This window comes from Arthrobacter sp. D3-18, assembly GCF_054408525.1.
This window is the reverse complement of record NZ_CP096440.1, coordinates 1,064,712-1,088,480: the sequence shown is the minus strand read 5'-3', so window position 1 is coordinate 1,088,480 and position 23,769 is coordinate 1,064,712. Positions and strand designations below refer to the sequence as shown.

Annotated in this window: 20 protein-coding genes; 8 read left to right on the top strand and 12 right to left on the bottom strand. The window is 60.5% G+C overall.

Translation table 11 applies throughout. The features are described 5' to 3' along the window. Positions 1–117: 117 nt before the first annotated feature. Positions 118–297 (top strand): hypothetical protein, encoded by a 180-nt coding sequence (locus tag M1D89_RS07120; RefSeq protein ID WP_498192359.1) that lies wholly within the window; start codon positions 118–120, stop codon positions 295–297. 77 nt (positions 298–374) lie between these two features. Here M1D89_RS07120 and M1D89_RS07115 read toward each other — a convergent pair whose 3' ends face one another. Further along, positions 375–1,838 (bottom strand): protein adenylyltransferase SelO, encoded by a 1,464-nt coding sequence (locus M1D89_RS07115; protein WP_498649316.1) that lies wholly within the window; start codon positions 1,836–1,838, stop codon positions 375–377. 114 nt (positions 1,839–1,952) lie between these two features. Between M1D89_RS07115 and M1D89_RS07110 the strand changes: the two genes are divergently transcribed. Continuing rightward, complete coding sequence (locus M1D89_RS07110; RefSeq protein ID WP_498649314.1) at positions 1,953–2,816, top strand: carbohydrate kinase family protein; 864 nt, start codon at positions 1,953–1,955, stop codon at positions 2,814–2,816. On the opposite strand, the gene M1D89_RS07105 is transcribed toward M1D89_RS07110, so the two are convergent. Beyond that, positions 2,813–4,048, bottom strand: coding sequence for an ROK family protein (locus tag M1D89_RS07105; RefSeq protein WP_498649311.1), 1,236 nt, complete (start codon positions 4,046–4,048; stop codon positions 2,813–2,815). The two genes, M1D89_RS07110 and M1D89_RS07105, sit on opposite strands and share 4 nt — an antisense overlap. A 519-nt stretch (positions 4,049–4,567) precedes the next feature. On the opposite strand from M1D89_RS07105, the gene M1D89_RS07100 reads away from it, so the two are divergent. Further along, positions 4,568–6,670, top strand: coding sequence for a carbohydrate binding domain-containing protein (locus tag M1D89_RS07100; RefSeq protein WP_498649309.1), 2,103 nt, complete (start codon positions 4,568–4,570; stop codon positions 6,668–6,670). An 81-nt stretch (positions 6,671–6,751) separates the two neighbouring features. Here M1D89_RS07100 and M1D89_RS07095 read toward each other — a convergent pair whose 3' ends face one another. The 3 genes from M1D89_RS07095 to M1D89_RS07085 all read right to left on the bottom strand — a co-directional run bounded on the left by M1D89_RS07095 (position 6,752) and on the right by M1D89_RS07085 (position 8,721). Continuing rightward, a complete protein-coding gene (locus M1D89_RS07095) occupies positions 6,752–7,600 on the bottom strand; it encodes an alpha/beta hydrolase (RefSeq protein ID WP_498649307.1) in 849 nt (282 codons plus the stop codon). A gap of 70 nt (positions 7,601–7,670) precedes the next feature. Continuing rightward, the gene (locus M1D89_RS07090; protein WP_498649305.1) at positions 7,671–8,003 is read right to left on the bottom strand and encodes a hypothetical protein; all 333 of its coding nucleotides are present in this window, start codon (positions 8,001–8,003) and stop codon (positions 7,671–7,673) included. After that, positions 7,990–8,721, bottom strand: a complete 732-nt coding sequence (locus M1D89_RS07085) for a GAF and ANTAR domain-containing protein (RefSeq protein ID WP_498649303.1) — start codon at positions 8,719–8,721, stop codon at positions 7,990–7,992. The genes M1D89_RS07090 and M1D89_RS07085 overlap by 14 nt, the downstream gene beginning before the upstream one ends. 188 nt (positions 8,722–8,909) lie before the next feature. On the opposite strand from M1D89_RS07085, the gene M1D89_RS07080 reads away from it, so the two are divergent. The 3 genes from M1D89_RS07080 (at position 8,910) to ctaD (ending at position 11,885) form a co-directional block, all read left to right on the top strand. Then, complete coding sequence (locus M1D89_RS07080; RefSeq protein ID WP_498649301.1) at positions 8,910–9,092, top strand: hypothetical protein; 183 nt, start codon at positions 8,910–8,912, stop codon at positions 9,090–9,092. A 157-nt stretch (positions 9,093–9,249) separates the two neighbouring features. Further along, positions 9,250–10,128, top strand: a complete 879-nt coding sequence (ctaC, locus tag M1D89_RS07075; RefSeq protein WP_498649298.1) for an aa3-type cytochrome oxidase subunit II — start codon at positions 9,250–9,252, stop codon at positions 10,126–10,128. Between the two features lie 5 nt (positions 10,129–10,133). Beyond that, a complete protein-coding gene (gene ctaD / locus M1D89_RS07070; RefSeq protein ID WP_498649296.1) occupies positions 10,134–11,885 on the top strand; it encodes an aa3-type cytochrome oxidase subunit I in 1,752 nt (583 codons plus the stop codon). Between the two features lie 4 nt (positions 11,886–11,889). Here the strand turns inward: ctaD and M1D89_RS07065 are convergent, their stop codons facing one another. From M1D89_RS07065 to M1D89_RS07045, 5 genes are all read right to left on the bottom strand, one after another. Beyond that, positions 11,890–13,275 carry a M20/M25/M40 family metallo-hydrolase gene (locus M1D89_RS07065; RefSeq protein ID WP_498649294.1) on the bottom strand — a complete coding sequence of 462 codons (1,386 nt, stop codon included), beginning with the start codon at positions 13,273–13,275 and terminating at the stop codon, positions 11,890–11,892. An 11-nt stretch (positions 13,276–13,286) separates the two neighbouring features. Continuing rightward, positions 13,287–14,477, bottom strand: a complete 1,191-nt coding sequence (locus M1D89_RS07060) for a glutamate--cysteine ligase (RefSeq protein WP_498649291.1) — start codon at positions 14,475–14,477, stop codon at positions 13,287–13,289. A gap of 164 nt (positions 14,478–14,641) precedes the next feature. Continuing rightward, positions 14,642–15,385 (bottom strand): GAF and ANTAR domain-containing protein, encoded by a 744-nt coding sequence (locus M1D89_RS07055; RefSeq protein ID WP_498649288.1) that lies wholly within the window; start codon positions 15,383–15,385, stop codon positions 14,642–14,644. A gap of 107 nt (positions 15,386–15,492) precedes the next feature. Beyond that, complete coding sequence (locus tag M1D89_RS07050; RefSeq protein ID WP_498649286.1) at positions 15,493–15,870, bottom strand: hypothetical protein; 378 nt, start codon at positions 15,868–15,870, stop codon at positions 15,493–15,495. A gap of 19 nt (positions 15,871–15,889) precedes the next feature. Beyond that, positions 15,890–18,634, bottom strand: a complete 2,745-nt coding sequence (locus M1D89_RS07045; protein WP_498650913.1) for a S8 family serine peptidase — start codon at positions 18,632–18,634, stop codon at positions 15,890–15,892. A gap of 248 nt (positions 18,635–18,882) precedes the next feature. On the opposite strand from M1D89_RS07045, the gene M1D89_RS07040 reads away from it, so the two are divergent. Continuing rightward, entirely contained in the window at positions 18,883–21,039 is a 2,157-nt protein-coding gene (locus M1D89_RS07040; RefSeq protein WP_498649284.1) for a carboxypeptidase regulatory-like domain-containing protein, read from the top strand. Between the two features lie 92 nt (positions 21,040–21,131). Here M1D89_RS07040 and M1D89_RS07035 read toward each other — a convergent pair whose 3' ends face one another. Together M1D89_RS07035 and M1D89_RS07030 are read right to left on the bottom strand one after the other, a co-directional pair. Further along, positions 21,132–21,503, bottom strand: coding sequence for a PH domain-containing protein (locus tag M1D89_RS07035; RefSeq protein ID WP_498649283.1), 372 nt, complete (start codon positions 21,501–21,503; stop codon positions 21,132–21,134). A 17-nt stretch (positions 21,504–21,520) separates the two neighbouring features. Continuing rightward, a complete protein-coding gene (locus tag M1D89_RS07030; RefSeq protein WP_498649281.1) occupies positions 21,521–22,018 on the bottom strand; it encodes a TM2 domain-containing protein in 498 nt (165 codons plus the stop codon). 215 nt (positions 22,019–22,233) lie between these two features. On the opposite strand from M1D89_RS07030, the gene M1D89_RS07025 reads away from it, so the two are divergent. Further along, complete coding sequence (locus M1D89_RS07025; protein WP_498649278.1) at positions 22,234–23,745, top strand: GmrSD restriction endonuclease domain-containing protein; 1,512 nt, start codon at positions 22,234–22,236, stop codon at positions 23,743–23,745. Positions 23,746–23,769: the final 24 nt, after the last annotated feature.

Genomic DNA, 23,769 nt, shown 5'->3' with positions numbered 1-23,769 from the left:
AAGCAGTATGGAGTTATCCGCTGATGAAGTCCGGCGTCCCAAGGAGAAAATCGCTCCAACGACAACACCGGGCTATAGACACTTACAGTGACGCCCGGACGAGCAAAAAAGGGCATCATGAGTGAACTTCAAATAGGCGACAGCCTCCCCGTGGATCTTTTGAGTTTCAGGGCCGCAGAGTGCCTCGTATCAACTGGCGCTCCTGAATCAGAGGACGTGTGCGTTCTCGATGCAGGCCACACCGGCCACCATTTGGCTGCAGGTGCAGACATGGTGGTTCGGGCCGTCTGGAGCTAGGCCACGAGAGCAACAAGTCAAGGGCAAGCGACGCCGTTCGGGTCGCTTGCCCTTTGCTTTTCTTACGTGCCGCGTTCCTAAGTTCCGCAGAACGTCCGGTAGGGGCCGAAGCTTTCCGGGGCAGGCTCGGCGTATTTCTCCAAGCCCGGGCGTTCCCTGAACGGGTGGGATAAGGCCTCAAGCAAGCGCTCCGTAGGACCCGTGTCCCCCTCGGTTGCGGCAGCAAGGGCTTCTTCCACCAAGTGGTTCCGAGGAATATAGATCGGGTTGACCCGGTCCATCGCATCGGCGTCCGGGCTGACTGCCCGCCACCGATCCAACCAGGCATCGAAGGCGGCCAGATCCAGGATCTGCCGGCGTGCGGGCTCGGCCTCCCCGCGGGCTGCATTTCCGAGGCTCCGGAAGAACGAGGTGTAGTCCGCGCGAGTCTCCTGAATCAGCTGAAGGACGTCATCCACCAAAGGTGAGGCCACGTCGTCGTCAATCTCCTCAGGCAGCCCAAGCTTGGCCTTCATACCGCTAAACCACGTAGCGCTGTACTCCTTGCGGAATCCATTCAGCGCCTCAACAGCAAGGTGCACCGCCTGCTCCTCATCCTCGTGGATCAGGGGCGCAATCGATTCGGCGAAACGTGCAAGGTTCCACTCCGCCACCAGCGGCTGGTTGCGGTAGGCGTAGCGTCCCATTTCATCGATGGAGCTGTACACCGCGCCGGGATCGAAGCCCTCCATGAAGGCGCACGGACCGTAGTCGATAGTTTCACCGGACACCGTCATGTTGTCGGTATTCATGACACCGTGCACGAATCCGACCAGCATCCACTGCGCCACAAGTTTCGCCTGCACTGAAATGACGCCCGTGAAGAATGCCAGGTAGCGGTTGGCTTCATCTGCCGACGACGGGTGGTGACGTTCGATCGCATGATCAGCAAGCCGCCGGAGCAGATCCATATCATTGGATGCCCTGGCGTATTGGAAACTGCCCACCCGCAGGTGACTGCTGGCCACACGGGTAAGAACGGCGCCAGGCAGCAGAGTCTCGCGTTGAACCTGACGCCCTGTGGCCACAACCGCGAGGGACCGCGTAGTGGGAATGTTCAGGGCGTGCATCGACTCACTCACGATGTACTCGCGCATCATGGGACCAATCGCCGCCTGACCATCACCATTTCTGGCAAAGGGCGTGCGTCCCGAACCCTTGAGGTGGACGTCGCGAAGCTTCCCATCAGCACCGGCAATCTCACCCAGCAAGAGGGCCCGCCCATCCCCCAAGCGCGGGGAATACCAGCCGAACTGGTGACCGGCGTAGCCCTGCGCCACCGGAGTTGCTTCTTCCGGCAGGGCATTGCCGATCAGCAGCCGTACGCCCTCCGGGCTCCGGAGAAGATCAGGATCAAAACCAAGCTCGACGGCGAGTGGCTGGTTGAGCACCAGAAGCTGCGGATCAGGAGCCTCCTCCGCACGCCAGGCGATAGCCAGCTCCGGGAGCTCGCGTGCGAAGTGCCCTTCGAAGGCGATAGTGGAACGCGCTACGTCACTCATCACTTAAGGATATAGATGCTGTTGCCGAGACGAAAAGATGGCCCGGCCTTTCGCAGACGGCCATTACTGCGGCAGTCCTGTACCAAAGCATCGAAGGAGTGATTGGATATGGCCATGTCTGCGCCTCACTCTGTAGCTGTCTGTGGCCCCGCATCCTGGAACCAGCTCATCCTCCTGGATCACCTTCCGGAGCCTGTCCCCCACATGCAGTTCGCCCGCCGTTCGTGGCACACCATCGGAGGGACCTCCGCCGGCAAGGCCCTGCATCTGGCGGGCCTCGGCGTCAATGTGCGATTGTGTGCGCCTCTTGGAACTGATGCCGAGGGCCAGCGGATCCGCAGCGCCCTTACGGCAGCCGGGGTCGCCGTCGAACCTTTGGCATCCGAGCAGACCGAACGCCACCTCAACTTGATGTCAGACGACGGCAAGCGGGTATCGCTGTACCTTGCAGTTCCGTCCACGCCCACCGAGCACGAACTCAGCATCGCGGCTGAAGCGGTGGCTGCCGCCGACGTCGCCGTCATTGACCTCAGCGAACTTGGTGCGCTCCTACTGCAACGCCTGGACGCTCAGCAGACGCCCATTTGGGCGGACCTGCACGACTACGACGGATCGTCAGAATTCCATGAGCCATTCCTTCGCGCTGCCACTACGGTGTTCATGAGCGATGACAGCGCAGACGACCCATGGGACCTTATGCGCTCCTGCTTGGAACGCGGCCCCCGCTTGGCTGTTTGCACCCGCGGGGCAGACGGCGCCATCGCGCTGGAGTCTTCCGGGGCACGGCACGAGGTCAGCGCTCTTCCCGCCGATGTTGTTGACACCAATGGTGCCGGCGACGCCTTTATGACAGGTTTCCTGGCCGCGACACTCCGCGGTGCCACCATTGACGATGCCCTGACGGCGGCCGCGGCACAGGCCCGTACCGCCGTTGAAAGTGAGCACCTGCACCCGAAACTTTCAGAGCTGCTGACCTAACTGTGGTGTAGCTCGATATCCAGGGTTTCCTTTTCCACGAAATCCAGCGCACTTCTGACCGCACCCATGGTCACCACAGAGTCGCCCAAGGGTGAAACCGCCAGGCGCGGAGGGGTCGCGGTGAATAGGGGCAGTTGCTCAGCGATTGGGTCCAGGAGCCCGCCTGCTGACTTGGCAACTGCGCCACCTATCACCACAAGCTCCGGGTTGTGAATGGTAGCGACGGCCCCGATGACCCTTGCCATGCGATCGGCGAGCCGCTCCAGAATCCGCCGTGCCACGGCGTCACCTTCGAGTGCGGCGGCGAAGACGTTTTCAGCTTCGATGGCCTCTGGAGGATATTCACGGAGTATCGTTTCGTCACTTCCAGTGAGGGCCTGCGCAGCCCAAGTGCGTGCCATCAAGGCAATCCCAAAGGTGTCCCCCACCCCCTCAACCTGTTTGAGGAATGCCAGCTCGCCGGCGCCTCCGCCACAACCATGCAGAAGCCGGCCGTCGTCGATCACTCCGGAACCAAAGCGCTCACTGGCGAGGATAACCACCACGTCGTCCACCCCCACTGCTGAACCGCGCCAACGCTCGCCCAGGGCCGCCAGGTTTCCGTCGTTTGCCAGCAGCACCGTCCACCCGTGAAGATCCTTCAGCGCCGATTTCAAGCCAACGTCGAGAAGAGCCCAGAAGGGTTGAGTCACCAAAACATCGCCGTTACGGCCCACCGGGGCCGCGATTCCGGCACTGACTGCGAGGACCGCATCGGGGGGAACGCCAGCTCGGGCGAGGGCATCACACGCCGTACTGTCAATGGCAGATACACGCTCGCGGGGACTGATATCAGAGCCCGGAATGCTGTCATCAGCCGTGATCTGAACTCCACGGAACTGCTGGCTCGCCCTGCCCACGATTTCCCCACGAAGGTTGGACACCACTGCGGTGACCTTGGAGACTCCCACATCCAGACCAACAACGTACCCTGCGTCCTGGTTCAGAACGAACCGTCGGGCGGGACGCCCTTTGAGGTACTCACCAAATTCGCGTTGGTTTTCAAGCTCCGTAATCCAGCCCCGGTCCATGATCTCTTCGCATACAGAGATTGCAGTTGCCCGCGCTAGCCCCGTCCCCTCCATGACATCCGAGATTGTCACGATGGTAGAGGCCCGCATGAAGTCCAAGACCGATCTGAGGCTTGCCCGCCGAAGCATCTGCGGCGTCGGCGAGGAGGAAGGGGCGCTCATTGGGTCTTGACCTCTCTGTAGCTCAGGTCACATAATACTTCAGGCACTAAATTTTGAGTCCAAATTAACTTCGGAGACACAATGAATGCAGCCCCGGACCATTCAGGAACCCCAACCTCCAGCGAATCAGCCTTGGACCGCTGGCACACACTATGGGAGCCCGCCGCGCGTCGGTACCAGCCCGTCGTCGAACATCCGACGCCTCCGGCAACTTCGGCAGCTCCCTCATCTTCAGAGCCGACAGTTCAGCTCTAACTCGCCCGTCGTCCTCGTTCCTCCGCTTTGAGCCGCCAAAGACAGCCCTTCCGCACGCGAGCTTTTTTGTGGCTAGAGGCTTGCTTTCTCCGATCTGCAAGCGCTTCCAGTTTTTGCTAATTTGCTCTTGTTTATCGGCCGAACTCCGCCTACCTTGATGGGTAGCCGTCATCGTGACGCGGCTGCCCGTTCCACATGGGCGGCGTCGACCACTGCCAGGACTCCCGGCCTGTAGCGGCCCCTTTTTGAGGAGACTTCACCTCTATGCCAGCACACGACGAGGACGTCGCAGTCCACTTTCCCGTCAAAAGGAAGCGTTTTCAGTTCTTAGCCACTATGGTCCTCCTGGCCTTCTTCGGTACCCTCTTTTCCTCTACAGCCGCAGCTCCACCGGCCCAAGCCGCAGCTCCCGGACCCAAAGACGCCACCGCGGTGATGTTCTCCTGGACATGGAACGCAATAGCCCGCGAATGTACCGAGAACCTCGGCCCGGCCGGATATGGATACGTGCAGACATCTCCCCCGCAGGAACACGTGCAAGGACCGGAATGGTGGACTCACTACCAGCCCGTCAGCTACAAGGTTGAGTCGCGGCTGGGCACGCGTGCCGAGTTCAAGCAGATGGTGGACACCTGCCACACTGCGGGTGTGAAAGTGATTGCGGATGCCGTGATCAACCACATGTCCGGGAAGAGCGCGGGCGGAACGGGTTGGGCAGGAACCATGTTCCAGCACTACGACTATCCCGGAAACTATCAGGGACAGGACTTTCACTCGTGCCGCAGGGACATCACGAACTACCAGAACCGCTGGGAAGTTCAGGAGTGCAATTTGGTCAACCTCTCGGACCTCAACACGTCCTCCCCCTACGTTCAGGGCAGAATCGCCGGGTACCTCAATGACCTTGTGGGCCTGGGAGTTGACGGGTTCCGGATTGACGCAGTCAAGCATATTGCGGCCAGCGACATGCAAGGAATTCTTGCCAAGGTCAACGACCGCGCAAGGCTCTATGTGGTTCAGGAAGTTATCCGGGCCAACGAACCGATCCAGCCGGAGGAATACACCGGCAACGGTGATATCCACGAGTTTGCCTTCGCCCGCAAACTTAAAGAGGCCTTCAACGGCGGGAACATCAACTGGCTGATCACAGGTAGTGGCATTGGCTCCAGCTGGGCCGGTTTCCTTCCTCAACAGAACGCCGCGGTCTTCGTCGATAATCATGACACTGAGCGCAATGGTGAAACGCTCACTTATAAGGACGGGGCAAACTACGATCTTGCCCAGATCTTCACCATGGCGTGGAACTACGGATCTCCCTCGATCCATTCGGGTTATTCCTTCTCCAACAATGAGACAGGACCGGCGGTTGCCTCGAACGGGGAAGTCATGGATCCCGTGTGCGGCCAGAATGGCTGGACGTGCAAGCATGCGCAGACCAACATCGAAAACATGGTGGGCTTCCGCAATACAAGCTATGGTGCGCCGATCGTCAACAAGTGGGATAACGGCTCGAATGCCCTCGCCTTTGGTCGTGGCGACAAAGGTTATGTGGCGATCAACCGTGGCAATGCCATCACCAGGAGCTTCCAGAGCTCCCTTCCCGCTGGCCGCTACTGCAACGTGATTGTGGGACTGCCAACAGCTACAGGCTGCTCGGCGGGTGACGTGGTAACCGTGGACGCATCCGGGACTTTCCAGGCCACTGTCGGCCAAAACGCCGCCGTCGCGTTGCACATCAACGCGAAAGCAGGCGGACAAACAGAACCAGGGGCAAGCACCCTCAAGGTGTACTACTCCACAGCCAAGGGCTGGAGTGACTACAAGATGCACTACCGGGTGGGCACCGGCGCCTGGACAACTGCACCGGGCGTCACCATGACCGCCGCTTGCACTGGCTGGGTCTCGTACACCATCCCCGCCGGCTCAACCGGGGCAACGGCCGCGTTCAACAACGGAAGCGGCGTTTGGGACAACAACAACACCAGCAACTATGCATTGGACGGTGGGATTGCAGCGGTGAATGGCAGCGTGGTTAGTCATGCCGATCCTTGCAGCGGTGCATCTACCCCTGAGCCGACAGACACCGCAGTGCTGTTCTACTCGACCAACAAGAATTGGTCCGCCTATAACGCCCACTATCGGGTGGGCACCGGAGCGTGGACCACTGCGCCTGGCGTAGCCATGGCTGCCTCATGCCCGGGTTGGGTAACCACCTCCGTCCCCCTCAATGGAGCTTCCGGACTTACCGCAGCCTTCAACAATGGGGCCGGAACATGGGACAACAACGGAACAAACAACTACACCGCTGTTCCTGGCTACCAGCAGGTGAAAGACGGCATCGTCAGCCAAGGAAACCCTTGCGCCTGACGCACTAAGACCTCACGGGATAGGGCCTTCCGATCCCGTGAGCCGGGAAGGAGGCGGCGCCGGGTTCCGGCGTCGCCTCCGCTACCGAGTCAAAGACCACTCGGCCATGAGGTCAATGGCCGTGGTGAAGGCGTCCGCGCGTGGGCGGTTCAGGAACGCGTGCCGCGTCCCGGGGAGCGTATGCTGCTCGACGTCGACTCCCGCGCTTAGCAGTTCGGCAGCGAATCGGTCACCGGATGCACGCATGGTGTCGCGGTCTGCATTGATCATCAGTGTCGGGGGGAAGCCTTCCAGCTCGTGTCCTCCCGGGAACGCGTAGCGGTCATTGAGCGCGGCTCTTGAGCCCGCGTAGTTGCGGTTCACGGCGTTCAGGACCAACCGGGAGTGCGTCAGCCGGCGGTGATCGCGAACCCGTCGTTGGATCTCGCGGGACGCAGTGTGCGAGGAGTGAAAGAAGCCGTAGGCAAGGATTACACCCTTAGGTGCCGAGTCCATGTGGAGAGCTTGGAGTGCTGCTGCGGCTGCAAGGCACGCCCCTGCGCTGGCACCACCGAGAATTACCCCTCCTGCAGACTGGCCGCTGACGCTTCGAAACGCTGTCAGAAGGTCTTCTCCCGGGAGGGGAAACCGTCCTCGGGGCCGCACGTCTCCTCTGCGGATCCAAGAGAGCCCAGGAACCGGAGCAAGACGATAATCAACCGTGACCACCGGCAGCCCTCGTTGAGCAAGCGCCCGGGCCACGTCATGTGCTTCAGGCTGATCGAGGCCACCAGATAAGAAGCCGCCGCCATGCGCCCAGAGTAACGTCGGAACTCCTGTCGTCTCCGAACCTTCGACTGCCGGATGGTACCAGCGGATCGGGACTGGATGGCGCCCGGTCACGGAATGGCGAATCGTTGGTTCATTGACACCGCTAAAGGACACCGCCATGCACTAGACCCTAGCGTCAACCGCGCTCAAGGCCGCACTCGCTCATGGGCGCTCACGTTCAGGCGCACCCCTAGGGCCTCTGCTCCCTCCCTTTGTCCGGTAGCGGTGGCCGGCTCAGAGACACTTGTTCGCCGTAGGGCGCGCGGGGCAGGGCCGGCAGTTCGTCGATGAGTTCATTTGCCGCGTGCGCCAGCAGATCCCTCTGCAGGGCAGGCAGGGAGTGGAGTGACTGAAGGTAGGCATCCACCTCGTATTCGCCAACCATCCCGCCAATGGAAAAGTAGCGCAGCCACAGATCCTCCTCGGGGATACCGGCGCTCGCCAGGGCTTTGCGTAGACCCTTGAGCTGGAGTTGTTCTTGAAGAGGTAATCCGTCGAAACGTTTCCGTTCAGGTTCCGTCATAGGATTCCCCCTTGCTCCCGCCGCTGAGGATCTCGACGCTGACGGAAGCCAGTGACTGCTTCGAGGCTTGGGACATGTTCAGGAGTTCCCGGACAGCATCCTCCTCAGTCATTCCCCGTTGGCCCATGAGGTACCCCTGTGCACGGCTGATAGCGTCCCGACTGGTCAACGCGTCGACGAGACCTTCACTGAAGCGCTTCGGTGTGTCAGAGCTTTGGATGTTGTCCAAGAGGATGGCGGCAGAGGCGGCAAGCTTCTCCAAGGGACGCGCCGTCGTCAGGTCGTAGGCGTCAGGGGCGGCAGCGTAAAGCTTCATCGCTCCAAGACATTTGCTTCCGCGTATTAGGGGGACGCTGATGACTGAGGCAATCTGGAGTTCCCGCGCGGACTCGGTCCACAGCGGCCAGCGATCATCAGTCTGGGCGTTGCCAACGATGACAGTCCGCTCGGTTGCCCACGCCGTCAGGCACGGGCCCTCTCCCAATCGGTACTGCGACTGATCCACTTGGATCACCAAGGGATCCGTTGCCCCCGCACTGATTCGGTTGCCCTGCTCGTCAATGAGGGATACTCCGGCTCCCGCGCTGCCGGGAAAGGCATCACGGACCCCTTCTGCAAGCAGCTGCACTGCCCGGTCCACCTTTTCCTCCGTCAGGAGCAAACCCCTGATCCGGGCCAAGGTAAGGGTCAGTTCGTCGAGGGGAAGTTGCTGGGACATGATGAAAAAAATGACCTTCCGCGGGATGCGAATCCCGCCGATAAACTCCAGGCCGCTTGCCGGACCTGATTGATTCTCAGAATAGGCACAGCGGGATTCGCTTCTCAACGGACGCGCCACCGATAAGGGGAAAATGGCTGCGCCCTCACGAAGGAACAGCACTAAAATTGAAGCCAGAGGGTATGGCGATGTCTCTGGCTTTGGTGATTGCCCTGGTCCTGATGGGCATAATTTGCGTGGCTGCTGCGGTAGGCGCAGTGGTCTTGGTGATCCGCGACGGCCGCGGTGAGATCCCCTTGGAACCGTCCATCCGGCCGTGGGTTGCAGGAAACCTTCCGAGTCGCCCGTACTCCACGCTTCCACGCATTTAACACGCAAGCGCGACTACCTTCCCCTTCCCCACGAGTTCAAAATACCCTTCCATCACCGCTAAATAGACAGTAACCTTATGAGCACTGGACGGCACCTTCCGCCCAAGTCATCCGGCTCGTGCAGAGGGGCCGTCCGTTGTCTATTCGGAGGATCCTCGTGGCCACTGCACAAGAACCCTTTCGACTGACCCGATGCATCGCTGTTGGCGTCCTCGCTGCTGCTGTCTTTGGATTGTCCGGTTGCTCAGCTGAAGTACAACGCGGCTGGCTCCCCGCCGAGCGGGACACCACCAACCTGACCCCACTGATTACAGACCTCTGGGTCAACTCGTGGATTGCCGCCCTGATCATTGGCCTCATTACCTGGGGACTGATTATCTGGTGCATCATCGCCTACCGGCGTCGACGCAAGACCGTAGGCTTCCCTCGGCAATTGAGCTACAACCTTCCCCTTGAGGTCTTTTACCTTTCCATCCCCCTGATGGTGGTGGGAGTGTTTTTCTACTTCACCACCCGCGATCAGGCAATTATCGATACCCGGCACGAGAACCCCGACGTTGTTATTGATGTCCGCGGCAAGCAGTGGTCCTGGGACTTCAACTACATCAAGGAAGGCGTACACGAGGATCCCGGCGTCCAGGCGCACCTGACAGGCGAAGTGGGAGCCAGGGAACGCGTTCCGGTCCTTTACCTTCCAGTGGGCAAGAAGGTGGAGTTCCAACTGAACTCACGCGACGTCCAGCACTCCTTCTGGGTCCCTGCCTTCCTGCAGAAGCGGGACCTGTATCCGGACCCGACGCAAGAGAACCGATACATCAACATCGTCCCTTCCCGGACTGGAGATTTTGACGGCAAGTGCGCAGAACTATGCGGGGAGTACCACTCGGAGATGCTGTTCAGGGTCAAAGTTGTCTCTCCGGAAGAGTACGACGCCCACATCAATGAACTGCGTTCCCAAGGCAACCTTGGAATACGTGGAGAAGAATACGATCGCGCGCCCGGGCAACCGAGGCTCTTGGATGAAGGACAGGGGTGACCGACATGGCACTAGACAGCCGATCCCAAGAAAGCAACACGACAGCTGCTCCTGCAGTGACGAGGCGCCGCAAAGGCAGTGTAGTGGTCAACTGGATCACCTCCACGGACCACAAGACCATCGGGTTCATGTATCTGATTGCGTCGTTTGTGTTCTTCTGCCTCGGCGGTGTGATGGCTTTGCTGATCCGTGCCGAACTGTTCGAACCCGGAATGCAGATCCTGCAGACCAAGGAACAGTACAACCAGATGTTCACGATGCACGGCACTGTGATGCTCCTGATGTTCGCGACCCCCCTGTTCGCCGGCTTCGCCAACGTGATCATGCCGTTGCAAATTGGCGCCCCGGACGTTGCCTTCCCGCGACTTAACGCGCTGGCGTTCTGGTTCTTCCTGTTCGGTTCAACCATCGCCATGTCCGGGTTCATTACCCCGCAGGGGGCAGCTTCCTTTGGCTGGTTCGCCTACGCGCCACTGTCCAACACAACCTTTAGTCCCGGCGTCGGCGGTGATCTGTGGGTCTTCGGCCTCGCACTCTCCGGCTTCGGCACCATCCTTGGGGCCGTCAACTTCATCACCACCATCATCTGCATGCGCGCGCCGGGGATGACCATGTGGCGCATGCCCATCTTCACCTGGAACACCCTCATCACGGCGATCCTGGTCCTGATGGCGTTCCCGCCGCTGGCTGCCGCCCTTTTCGCGCTAGGCGCCGATCGCCGGTTTGGTGCGCACATCTTTGATCCGGCCAACGGTGGGGCCATCCTCTGGCAGCACCTGTTCTGGTTCTTCGGCCACCCGGAGGTCTACATCATCGCGCTGCCGTTCTTCGGGATCGTGTCCGAGATCTTCCCGGTCTTCAGCCGGAAACCCCTGTTTGGCTACAAGGGGATCGTGTACGCAACGATCGCCATCGGCGCTTTGTCGGTGACCGTGTGGGCCCACCACATGTACGCCACTGGTGCAGTGCTACTGCCGTTCTTTGCCTTCACTACCATGCTCATCGCGGTCCCCACCGGTGTGAAGTTCTTCAACTGGATCGGTACTCTGTGGCGGGGTTCAATCACGTTCGAGACACCGATGCTGTGGAGTCTAGGGTTCCTGGTGACGTTCCTCTTCGGCGGCCTCACGGGCATCATCCTGGCCTCACCGCCCTTGGACTTCCACGTCACCGACTCCTACTTTGTAGTGGCTCACTTCCACTATGTGGTGTTCGGAACCGTTGTGTTTGCCATGTTCGCGGGCTTCTACTTCTGGTGGCCCAAATGGACCGGCACCATGCTCAATGAGCGACTCGGCAAGATCCACTTCTGGCTGCTCTTCCTGGGCTTCCACGCAACGTTCCTGATCCACCACTGGCTAGGAGTTGAAGGAATGCCGCGACGGTATGCGGACTACATGCCGGAAGACAACTTCACTGCCATGAACCAGTTCTCCAGCCTCGGTTCCTACCTGCTGGGTGCCTCCCTCCTGCCCTTCTTCGTGAACGTCTTTGTCACGTGGCGGGCGGGAAAGAAAGTCACAGTGGATGACCCCTGGGGTTTCGGCGCCTCCTTGGAATGGGCCACCTCATGCCCGCCGCCACGCCACAACTTCACCTCGATCCCGCGCATACGGTCCGAACGACCCGCCTTGGATCTTCACCACCCCGAACTGCGGGTCCGTGAGCATGAACCCGTAGACAACCCAGCGGCAGACGTCCTGGGCGCAGCGGACATTGGCTCCGAAAACGTTAAAGATCCCGATCCGGACAAGTAGGGCTTCAGGGTTTACCTAGTTCGTCCCAGAGGAAGGCCAACGTCGCCGCCCCGGCCCGGAGGATGTCTACGCGGACACTTTCATCACTGTCATGCCAGTTGTCCTCAACCAGTCCCGTGCCGAAGAAGACCACGGGGACGCCCAAAACTGAGGACAATAACTCTGCGGGCCCTCCCCCGGCGTTGCCCATGCGCCCGACTTCCTCAACCTCGAACCCTTTCACCATGGCTATCGACAGGGCATCAAGGACAGTGTTTTCCGGTGTCCGGTAGGGTTCCTGCGCAGTCTCAGTGTCCACCGATATCTGGTAGTCGTACTGGCTGCTCTTAATTGTTTCGAACCAATGCCTGACTTGGAACGCGACCTCTGCCACTGATTGTCCTGCAACAGTTCGGATGGTCAGGTCGACGGATGCCATAGACGGCACCGTTGCCCGTTTCACGCCCACGGGGTCTCCCGCCACCAGCGCTATGACTTCGAGTGCCGGGCGCTCCCACAGCTGTTCCAGAACGGAGTAGCCGGCTTCCTCGCGGATGCTGCGGGTGTGCGAACGAGCCAACCAGTCTTCCGGGTCAAAGGGAAGGGCTGCCAGCTCCTGACGGCGTTGAGGGGAGATCACTTCCACACAATCGTAGAAGGCGGGAAATGAGATGCGCCCTTTTTCGTCATGAAGACCGGCCAGCATCCTGCTCATTTCGAGGGCCGGATTGGGCGCAGGTCCGGAAACAGCCCCACTATGGATATCAGCACGCGGCCCGTAGACCTCCAAGTGCACCGAGACCAAGCCGCGGACACTGGTGCATATTGCTGGGTGCTCAGCCTTCCACAACAGCGTGTCAGAGAAGATCACAGCGTCCGCTGCCAAACGGTCACGGTGGTCTTGGATAATGGCTGCCAGGCCGGGAGAGCCAGCCTCTTCCTCACCTTCAACTATCAGCTTCAGGTTTACAGCCGGTGCCTCGCGGCCGGTGATCGCCAAATGCGCCCGTAGACCCCAGAGGTGCGCCATAACCTGGCCCTTGGCGTCCGAAGTACCCCGGCCGTACAGCCTGCCATCACGGAGCACAGGTTCAAACGGGGAGGTTTGGTCCCAGTTTTCTTCCTTGACCGCCCGGACGTCATGGTGGCTGTAGATCAGGATTGTCGGAGCCCCCGGTGCACCCAACCATTCCGCGAAGACGGCAGGCCCTTGGGAACCTTCCCAGATTTCAGTGGTTGGAAAGCCGATACCCCGGAGCTCACCGGCCAGCCAATTGGCGGAGCGCGTGAGATGGTGCTTGCGCTCGGGAACGCCAGCTACCGACGGTATCCTCACCCACTCCGAAAGCTGGTCCAGCAGTTGGGGCATGTGGCTGTCCAGATACGCCCGAACATCGTTGTCGTGACGCATAACGCGCTCCCTCAGATCGATTCGGTAGCGGAAAGCCGCCGTCGGGCGTGCTGAAGGGATTCGGCCATTCCATGAGTGCGGTCGACGGCGTCCCTCACCACTGCGGCCAAGTCACCCGTGCGGCTCATGACGTCGCGTTGGCGCCGCGCGCCAGTCCCCCGCGACAGTATCCTGGCGACCGCCGACGTCACCCGCTGCTCGTCTCCGCTGCCGGCCAGAACCGGCCGGATGTGCTTCAAAAGGGCCTGGACAGCTTCAGTTGCCGGACACGGCGTGTTCAGCAGGGGATGCAGAAGCATACCGTCGACGCCGGCTTCGCTTGCCTTCCAAGCGGCGAGCCTCAACTGGTCCGCGGAGAGGCGAGGTGCCAGCACACCTGCCCTCCATTGCTGGGCAGCCCGTTCAACAAGCGCCCGGACAATGGCAGCGATTGCGGCCGCATGTGATGCCTCCATGCAAACATCCGCAATGCGGACCTCCACTGTTGGATGGTTTCTTGAAAGGCGCGCATCGAAGTAGATCATGCCTTCGTCGACGAGCACCCCGGATGCTAGCAGCGACTCAACGTAACGCCGGTACTCACGCTCGGATCCGAACCTTTCGCAAGGCCCCGCCGTCGGCCATCGACTCCAGGCTTGGTAGCGGAAACTTGCGTAGCCGCTGTCCTCGCCATGCCAGAAAGGTGAGTTGGCACTGAGCGCCAGGAGCAGCGGCAACCAAACGCGGATCCTGTCGAGGACTGCCACACCCTCCTCGCCTGAGGTGATCTGGACGTGTACATGGAATCCGCACGTTAGCTGTTCCCGGAGCGTCAGCCCGAACCGGTTGGCCATGTTGAGGTATCGGGGCTGTTGGACCAGAGTAGGCAGACCGGCAACGGGACTGGTTGCCAATGCCGCTGCCCTGGCTCCGACCTTGCTGGCAGCCGCATCGGCCAAAGAGCGGCCGGCGCGGATGCCAGCCTCCAACTCCTGCATTGTGGAACAGATGGGTCCAACCGCCTCTATCTGCTCCTGTTTGACTTCAAGTGTCAGTGCCGGTCCTGATGCAGGGATTCGCATGGCCTGCATCAATACCTGCTCGGCCAGCGGTACTGCTTTGCCGGACGAGGGGTCAACCAGTAAAAATTCTTCCTCGACTCCGAAAGTCCGGAGCCGACCCCGGGGTGCATTGCGGGTTGTGCCGTTGAATGAAGTGTCCATGTCAGTACCTCGGGATGACGGCATCCGCTGGGTGCGTTGCCGGTAGGCGAACGACCCTTATGCACGAGTCTTGATCAATTTATTAGCAAAGCTAAGCATGCTGATCAATTCAGCTTAGCTCGCGCTCCTCATTGGCGGGAAGTGTGCAAAGGCCCGGGCTTCGCTTAACTATCGAAATGTGTCAGGACGTTGGGGTCTTTGCCGACGGAGGTGACAACGTGTGCCGCGACGTCGCGTAGCTTCACGTTTCGGCTGCTCGACGCGATCCGAAGAATTTTCAAGGCCGCGTTCTGGCTACATCGGTTTTGGGCCATGATCGCCCCCACCGCCATGTCTATGACGGTCCTTGACTCCATCGCGGCCATAAGGTTTCTCCGGTCATCGGCCAACTGTGCAACCCGCGTTGCCATGCGAAGGACCTTGGAAGCCTGGGCAGCATACGACTCAGCGTCGGCAATACCAGGACCGGAAAAACCGTGAGTCCCGGCGGCATAAAGATTCAGCGCCGCGCTTGCCTCGCCTTCAAGCGGAACAGGCACAGCCAACATGGAGCCGATGCCTTCTGCCCAAACCGCTGCCATGTACACGGGCCAGCGGCTTTCCTCCCGCACATGGGGGACGTGCATGGTGGCCTGTTCCTTGATGGCGGATAAGCACGGCCCTTCGTTGCGGCCATACTGCAGCTCATCGAGTCGCTTGACCCGCGATTCACTGGTGGCCACCGTTGCAGGTTTCTTCCGCCTCACCAGCGTCACGCTGCACATGACCTTAGTGCTACCCGATAGGTTCGCCGCCGAGTGCAAAGCCATTTCCTTAAGGAAATCTTCAACGTCCCCAGACTCCAGAACGAGATCCTGAAGCTGGTCGGTGACGCTGTAACTACGGGATGTTTGAGGATCGTAAGCCATATCAGCCTCACTGCGAATAGTACGGCCCGCCCCTGCACAACGGACTTTTAGTCTACGCCGTGCTTTTATGCCACGACGAGGCGGTTGGCGCTTACCCTTCAGATTCCTTAGGGCTGGATGTGGCGCCTCAAAGCATCCAGGGTGGTCTCCGGTGAGGTGTTGAAGCAGAACGCGATGCCGGGTGACACTGCACTGCACGTGTTGATCACCCGTTCGAAGAGTTCCGTGTAATCCGGGACCATCCTGATGCCGCCGCCGACCATCACCAGACCAAAACGATCACGCCCGAACGCTGCACGGATCTCCGCTTCGGCCTCGTCCGGTGAGGTTCCAATGAGGCAGGACACAGCATCAAATCCCGCGGCGATGGTTGCTCCGAAGCCTGCCTCGATCCGCTCTGTCATGGTGGCTTCATCGAGCCCGGGAGGCAGCTTGCTGTAGTCGAGGGCGCTGGCACGGATACCGATCATCAGGATTCGAGTCATGCCGCTCACTGTGCCACGCCTACGGCATGCGGTAAAGGAACGCAGCCATGGCGTCACGGTTGATGGGCGAGAGGGGTTTGTAGACCCGGCTTCCGTCGGCTTCGACCCAACCCGTCGAGATTTCCATCTCTGACATCCACGCCATTTCGTAGGAGAACTGCTGGCCCGGGACCACGTCCTTGAAAGGCAGGAGGTCCGTGTTGTCGATCCGGGGCTCCCCGGCGAGACGGTACAGGAAGGCAGCCATGGCATCGCGGTTGATAGGCGTCAGCGGCCTGTACGTGCGCGTGCCATTGTTTTCACTCCAGCCAGAGGAGATCTTTTGATCGGCCAGCCATGCAATCTCTTTGTATAACGGCTGAGTGGTCAGTACATCCGTGAACGGCGAATTGGCCGGTGGAGTGTAGTCCGGCGAACCTGACAAGCGGTAGAGGAAGGCGGCCATGGCATCGCGGTTCATGGGCGTCAACGGCCTGTAGGAGACCGACGAATCAGGCGCGGTCCATCCCTTGGAGATGCCCTGATCTGCGAGCCAGGCCATTTCCCTGTAGAACTGCTGGGTGGTCAGAACGTCCGTGAAGGGCGACACGGCCGGCGGCACGAAATCCGGGCCCTTGGCACTGAACCGCTCCGTCCAGGTGGTGGCGCCCGGAAGCAGCACGTAGCCTTCCTTGGCAACCGCTGTAACCGTGACCCGACCGGTGGCCGGATGAGTGCCTAAGGCGACCGTCCCGCCGTCGACGATGTAATTGATGCCCTCCACCTCCGGGATGACGTACGTGTCATTGTCCGCATACGGCGCATCCGTGAAGACAACTGGCTCAGGAGTTACTGCTCTATCTGCAGGCACCACCAGGCCAGTGGGCTTGCTGACCATGGACTGTGGCTGGTAGCCCGCTTTTGATGCGGAGACCTTGAGCGTGATCGCCTTGTTCAGGTCCGCATCAGTGACGGTGTAGGCCTGTCCCGTGGCGCCATCGATGGGAGTTCCGTCGCGTTGCCACTCCAGGGCGAGGTCCACAGGCGCAGGCGCCCAGATACCGACGTCGGCCGTCAGCACACCGCCGACGTACGCGGCGCCCGTGATGGCGGGTTCGGCAGCGGTCAGTTTCCCGATTGCTACGGGTTGGGTGGGCGCTGACGTTACGGATACGTCGGGTTGCTTCGGCTTCTTGCCCGTCACAGTCACTGTGATGGTAGCGCCCAGGTCTTCGGGCCCCAGATGGTACTGGGTCCCGGTGGCTTTAGTGGCCACGCCATTTCGCCTCCACTGCTGTTCAGTAACGACGTAACCGGCAGGCCCCCACGTTCCGGGAGACATGGTTAAAGTCCCACCAACTATCGCGGTGCCGGAAATTGTGGGCGTGCCTGCGACAATCGGGGCAGCGTCGGCGGCGACGTTTACAAGGGCCGCCCCAGCGTCAACGAACCCGCCCCCGCATCCACCCGGGCAATCGCTGACAGGCCGTGCAGTTGCCTTCAATTTCTGTTCCACCTCAGCAGGCGTCAAAGCCGGCAGCACGGAATACATCATCGCTGCTACTGCTGCTGCGTGCGGCGCGGACATGGAAGTTCCCTGCTTGAAGAAGTAATCGTTCGAATGCTGCGTGGACACCACACCGTTGAGGGCTTGGCCGAACATGTCTCCCCCGGGGGCAACCACGTCAACGTTTATCCCGTAGTTGGAGTACCACGCCTTACTTCCCGTGCGTGTGGTGGCACCGACCACAAGGACGTTTTTGCAGTTGGCAGGCGTAACCGCCGAGGCATCGATTCTGTTGTTGCCCGCCGCGATCACCACAGAGACGCCCTTGCTCCGGGCAAAGTCGAGAGCATCTTGGTAGATAGCGGTGCACTGTCCGGGTCCCCCCAGGCTGAGGTTGATGACGCGGGCAGGATTGGCATTTGTGGGAACGCCGGGAACGGCTCCGCCTGCGGCCCAGATGACTGCCTCTGCTACATCCGACGAGTACCCGCCGCAAACACCCAAAGCCCTTATGGGTACCACCTTGGCTTTGGGAGCCACCCCGGCTACACCAATGTTGTTGCCGGCAACCGCAGCAACGATTCCGGCCAGATGCGTCCCGTGCCAGGTGTCACCCTCTGCTGGAGAACCGGGTCCGCATTGACCGTAATAGGTAGCATCCCCTTCATCGCGGGGGTTGGGATCCCGCCCGTCCCCGTCTTTGGCCATCTCCGGAAAACTCAACATGTCGTAGCCCGGCAGGACGTTCGCGTCCAGATCGGTGTGGCTTAGAATTCCCGAGTCAATAACAGCAACTACCGATCCTTCGCCCTGGCTGATATCCCATGCGTTGAGGACATTCATGCCGCCAGCCTGTGGGATGTGCGGCCACTGAAGGTTGTAGAAATGGTCGTTGGGCGCCACAGCAAAAGGCCGCATTATGGTGTCCGGCTCGGCGTACTCCACATTGGGATCCGCTGCCAAGGCCGCCACGAGTTCGGTGGCTTCACCGGCGTCCAGTTTCCGGTCCATCTTGAGCACCTCTTGGCCGGACGCGGTAGTCCGTGAGGAACTAACGGCCTTGCCCAAGGCGCTGCTCGCGCGGCCAAGGGAGGACTTACGGTCGGCGGACTGGATGCCCGCCCGTTCCTTGAACTTCACAATGAACTGGTCCGTGGGAACTGGCGCGGACTCGGTGGCCGTAGCTCGCAGTTCGGCGACCGGCGCCGGTGCGTCATCGGCGACGGCGGGAATTACCGGCAAGGCAGCCCCCACCATTGCCGTAATGCCGGCAAACATCAAACGAGAGCGCACACTTGCTTTTAGCCGGTTTTTCACTATGAAACGCCCTCTGCATAAACGCCCCGGGGAGCGCGGAATGGGGCCGTGAGTCAACGGCCAGCATGAGTTTAGCCAACGAGTAGAGTTTCCTGCGAATCTGCACGCGAGTATTCATAAAGACGTTTCGGCTAACTCCACAGAGAGCCCTTATGATCACCTCGGGCCCGTTGTTGGAGGCCCTTCAATCGCACGGAATATGGGGACCCATGAGGGCAATTTCGCGTGGCCGTTTCAGGCTCGCAGTAACACTGGTTGCAGGGATCATCCTGGCCACTCTGCCCGGAGGGTTTGCATCCCCCGCCGTCGCCGCGGCCACGGGCAGCATCTCGGGTACGGTAACGGTTCCTGCGGGTGTGGACGTGAACAAAGTCAAGGTCACCGTATCTGGCCCGACTTACCGGACCTTGGGAGTGAATCCCAGCGGCGAATACACGATAGTGGGACTCGCAGCCGGTGAATATTCGGTGCGCTTCGAGGAGGATGCCAGCCCTAAACACGTGTACAGCACGTACTACGGCTCCGCCGTCTATGAGCAATCGACACGGGTGGACGTCGCCGCGGGCACGGCAGTGACCGGGATTGACCAGCAAATGTCCACCGGCGGGCGTATTCAAGGCAAAGTGTCGGTTCCCGCTGGAACCAAGGCTTCTGACATTTACGTGGGTGTTAGCTCAGACTCATACCAAGAAGGCGCGGTTGCTTCACCGGATGGCTCCTACAACGTGGGTCCGTTGGCCCCCGGCGACTACACGGTGCTCTTCAGCACGTCGGTTCAACCGATCCCGGTGCTTCAGGCCTACTACCCAGGAGTTAAGGACCACGAGCAAGCGCAGAAGATCGCCGTCGCGGACGGAGACATCGTCACCGGTATCAACCAGGCCCTGAAACCGGCCGCGATAATCTCCGGTCGTCTCGCACTCCCCGCTGATGCAGTGCCTTTTTCCATTTCAGCGTCGGCAAGATCGAGCAACGACCTCCAGGCAGTGGCCGCGGTCTTCGTCGACAACGGGGACTACAGCATAGGCGGCCTTGAGGCCGGAACATACAAACTGCATTTCCAATCCAACGACCCCAAGATTGCCTCCATGTGGCACGGCGGGCTGCCCACTGCAGCGGCGTCGCCCACCATCACAGTGGCCGCAGGCGAACGTCTAACCGGTCCGACGGATACGGCAGTTCCGGCAGGCACAATCACAGGTTCCCATACCGCAGGGGCATCCAACACTGACGTTCAGGTTGTCACTGCAGATGGGACCGTTGTCCAGGGCGGTTTCTCCACAGGGCCCCAATCATTCATGGTGCCGAACCTTTTCCCGGGCACCTACAAAGTCCAGTTCAACCGCTCCAGCGGGTTTACGACTGCTCAGGAAGGTCAGTATTACAACAATCTTCCAGAGAGCTCCGGTTTGGGAAGCGCGACGTCGGTGACAGTAGCGGGAGGGCAGACCCTCACCAACATCAACCCAACGTCACGGGTGGGTGGAACCCTCTCGGGCAAGATCCTGGGGCCCGGCGGCGCCCCACTGACCAACGCACCGGTACGCGTGTACACGAAGGACGGCACGCTGGTGACCCGTAAAACCAACACCCTGGTTGACGGAACCTTCAAAGTCACCGGCCTCAGCACAGGAAACTACTTCGTTTCGGCCGCACCTGAAGGTGGCTCCGGCCCAATCTTCTCCGGCAACGTCCTTTCCGAAACGAACGCCAGGTCTGTTTCCACAGCACCAGGCCGGAACACGGACATCGGGACTCTCAGCTATGCCACTGCTACGCAAGGCACTCAAGCATTCGACGACGTCCCGCTGAACGCACAATTCGAGGAGGAGATCCTCTGGCTCGCAAGCAAAGGCATCTCCACGGGCTGGGAAGCGAACGGGAGCAGGACCTACAAGCCCTTAATCCCCGTAAATCGCGACGCCATGGCTGCCTTCATGTACAGGCTTTCAGGGAAACCTGACTTCACTGCGCCCGGCGTTTCCCCGTTCAAGGACCTGCCAGTTGGAGCACAGTTCTACAAGGAGATCACCTGGCTCGCTGACAAGGGCATCTCCACCGGTTGGGAAGAGGCTGACAAGACCAAGACCTACCGGCCACTGCAGCCAGTGAACCGAGATGCTATGGCTGCCTTTATGTACCGGCTGGCGGGCGAGCCGGAATTTACGGCACCCGAGGTCTCACCATTCGTTGATGTCCCCGTTGGAGCGAAGTTCTACAAGGAGATCACCTGGCTTGCAGCTCAGGGCATTTCAACGGGTTGGGCCGAATCAGCTGGCAAGTCCTTCAAGCCGCTGCTGCCCGTAAACCGCGATGCGATGGCAGCGTTCATGTTCCGCTACAACAGCAAACTCGGCACCCTCTGATGCCAGGGTCCCGCTGACCGTTGATGCGACGAAAACGAATGATGTAACCAAAGAGGGCGGCCGGATGCTCCGGCCGCCCTCTTCAGCGAAAGCTACTTCGTGGTCAGCACGTTCCAAAGAATCAGATCGTGCGCATGCCGGGCTTTGTCGTCGCCGCGGAAATCGGCTTCTTTGATGCTTCCCCCGGTATCTATGCCAATGCTCGACGTAGACGCGAACCGGCCCATCATCGATTTGTTGGACAACATGGAGACGGACCGAATGTTCTTGTATGGCACGGACACGATGGCGAGCTTGTTGCCCACAAAGCTCTTGTCTTGCAGGATGACGCGCATGTTCGTGATGCCCACGAAGCCGGTACCAACCCCGATGCAGTCATACACCGCATAGACAATTTCGCCCTGCAGGAGGCCTGCCCTGATTTGCTCAAGTTGCTCGGGCTTGTCGTGAATGATGTTGCTCAAAATTTGGCCTTCCCGCGTCAGTCGCGAAGGGGAACGCCCTTGGCGTCCCTCCGGAAGTACTCAGCACCCGCAAGGATCATGATGCCCTCCACGAGGCCCCACAGACCCACCAATCCGAAAGTGAAGATGCCTAGAACTACCGTGAGAACCAGCTGGATGACACCAATAGTGGTGTAGCCCAGGTAGAAGCGGTGGATGCCGAGGCCGCCCAGGAAGATACCCAAAAGGCCTGCAGCGATCTTCGACTTCGGTTGCGGGTACCCGTACGCCATGTTGGGCTGCGGCGGCTGGGCCCCGTACTGCGGTTGCTGGGGCACCTGCGGTTGGGCATAGTACTGCGGCTGCGGCGGCTGGGCGCCATACTGCGGTTGCTGCGGCACCTGCGGTTGCGCATACTGCGGCGGCTGCGGTTGCGCATACTGCGGCGGCTGAGCGGAATAATCCGGCTGCTGCGGCGCCGGAGGCTGGTTGCCCTCCGGGGTATCCGGATTGTTGTCGGGGTGCGGCTGTGTCATGGTGATGCCTTTCGGAGAATGTTGATCCAGCCCAAGGTGGAGGGCGACCACAGTCTTCAACAAGATCCCCAACATCCATGTGCCGATCATCAGTCTGACTGACGCAGCCCCGCCACGCCACACCGTAACCATGTTCCTTATCCGTCGGTCCCCGCAGGTAGCATCCCAGAGAATGCGCTGCTCAGAGCGCACACAATCGAATATGGGGAACCCAGATGCCCAAGGCACTTTCGTGGTTGGCGGCCCTTTCGCTGACCGCGTCGGCGGCTGTCTTTATGCCGCAAACCGCTATGGCCGCAGAAACGGCCAGCGTTTCAACACTTTTCTCGTCCTTGTCTGTCACGACTGAAACGAACACAGGTTACGACCGCGAACTCTTCCAGCATTGGATAGATGCCGACGGCGACGGCTGCGACACACGCTCCGAGGTGCTCCAGCTGGAGTCAATGTCGCCGGTGACGTTCGGCTCTGGCTGCACCGTAGCCACGGGTCAGTGGAACTCCTGGTACGACGGCGGCACCTGGACTATTGCGTCCGACGTCGACATCGACCATATGGTTCCCCTTGCGGAGGCCTGGGGTTCCGGCGCGAGCGCCTGGACGGCCGAACAGCGGCGCGACTACGCCAACGACCTCACCCTGGACGTGGCCCTCGAAGCCGTGACAGACAACGTGAACCAGTCCAAGAGCGACCGCGATCCTGCCGAATGGATGCCGCCCCTGGCCGGAACCGCCTGCGAATACGTCACGGACTGGGTGCTGGTGAAATACCGCTGGCAGTTGACCGTTGATGCAGCTGAATCCGCAGCAATTTCCTCCACCTTGCAGGGTGGTTGCGGAACCAGCATGGTCCCGGTACCAACCATCGCTGTTGAATCCACCCCAGTTGATCCTGGGCCCATCACTTTCAGTGATGTGAACGGGTCCACCCAATTCAATGTGGAAATTTCGTGGCTCGCTTCCCAAGGCATTTCCACTGGTTGGGTGGAAGCCGACGGCAGCCGGACCTATCGGCCGCTGAATGCCGTAAACCGCGACGCCATGGCGGCCTTCCTGTATCGTCTCGCCGGCAAACCTGCCTTCACTCCCCCGGCGACGTCGCCCTTCACCGACATCACGCCGTCGAGCCAGTTCTACAAGGAAATTACGTGGCTCGCCGCAAGCGGCATCTCCACAGGATGGACGGAGCATGACGGTTCCAAGACCTACCGCCCGCTCAGCCCAGTCAACCGTGACGCCATGGCTGCCTTCCTCTACCGGTTCGGGGGCAATCCGGCGTTCTCGGCACCGAGTACCTCGCCGTTCGTGGACGTCCAGGTGGGAAGCCAGTTCTACCAACAGATCACTTGGCTGGCATCGCAGGGCATCTCCACAGGTTGGGACATTGGCTACGGCTGCCGCGCCTACAACCCGGTCCAGCCTGTGGCCCGTGACGCCATGGCCGCGTTCATGTACCGCTTCGTCAATGGAGGCACCGGCGGAATCACGGGGAACAACTGTTCCCCTCCGCCACCGCCGGTAACTCCGCAGCCACCGGTTACGCCACCGCCGCCTGTTACGCCACAGCCTCCGGCCAACCCTGGTGACACCAAGAACTGCACGAGTTTCAGTACCTGGCAGGCCGCCCAAGCCTGGTTCGACACCTACTACCCGTGGTACGGCGACGTCGCGCGCCTGGACTCCGACGGCGACCGCATCGCGTGCGAGTCCCTGCCCGGCCACCCGTAGCAGAAATCACGACGGCGGGTCCTG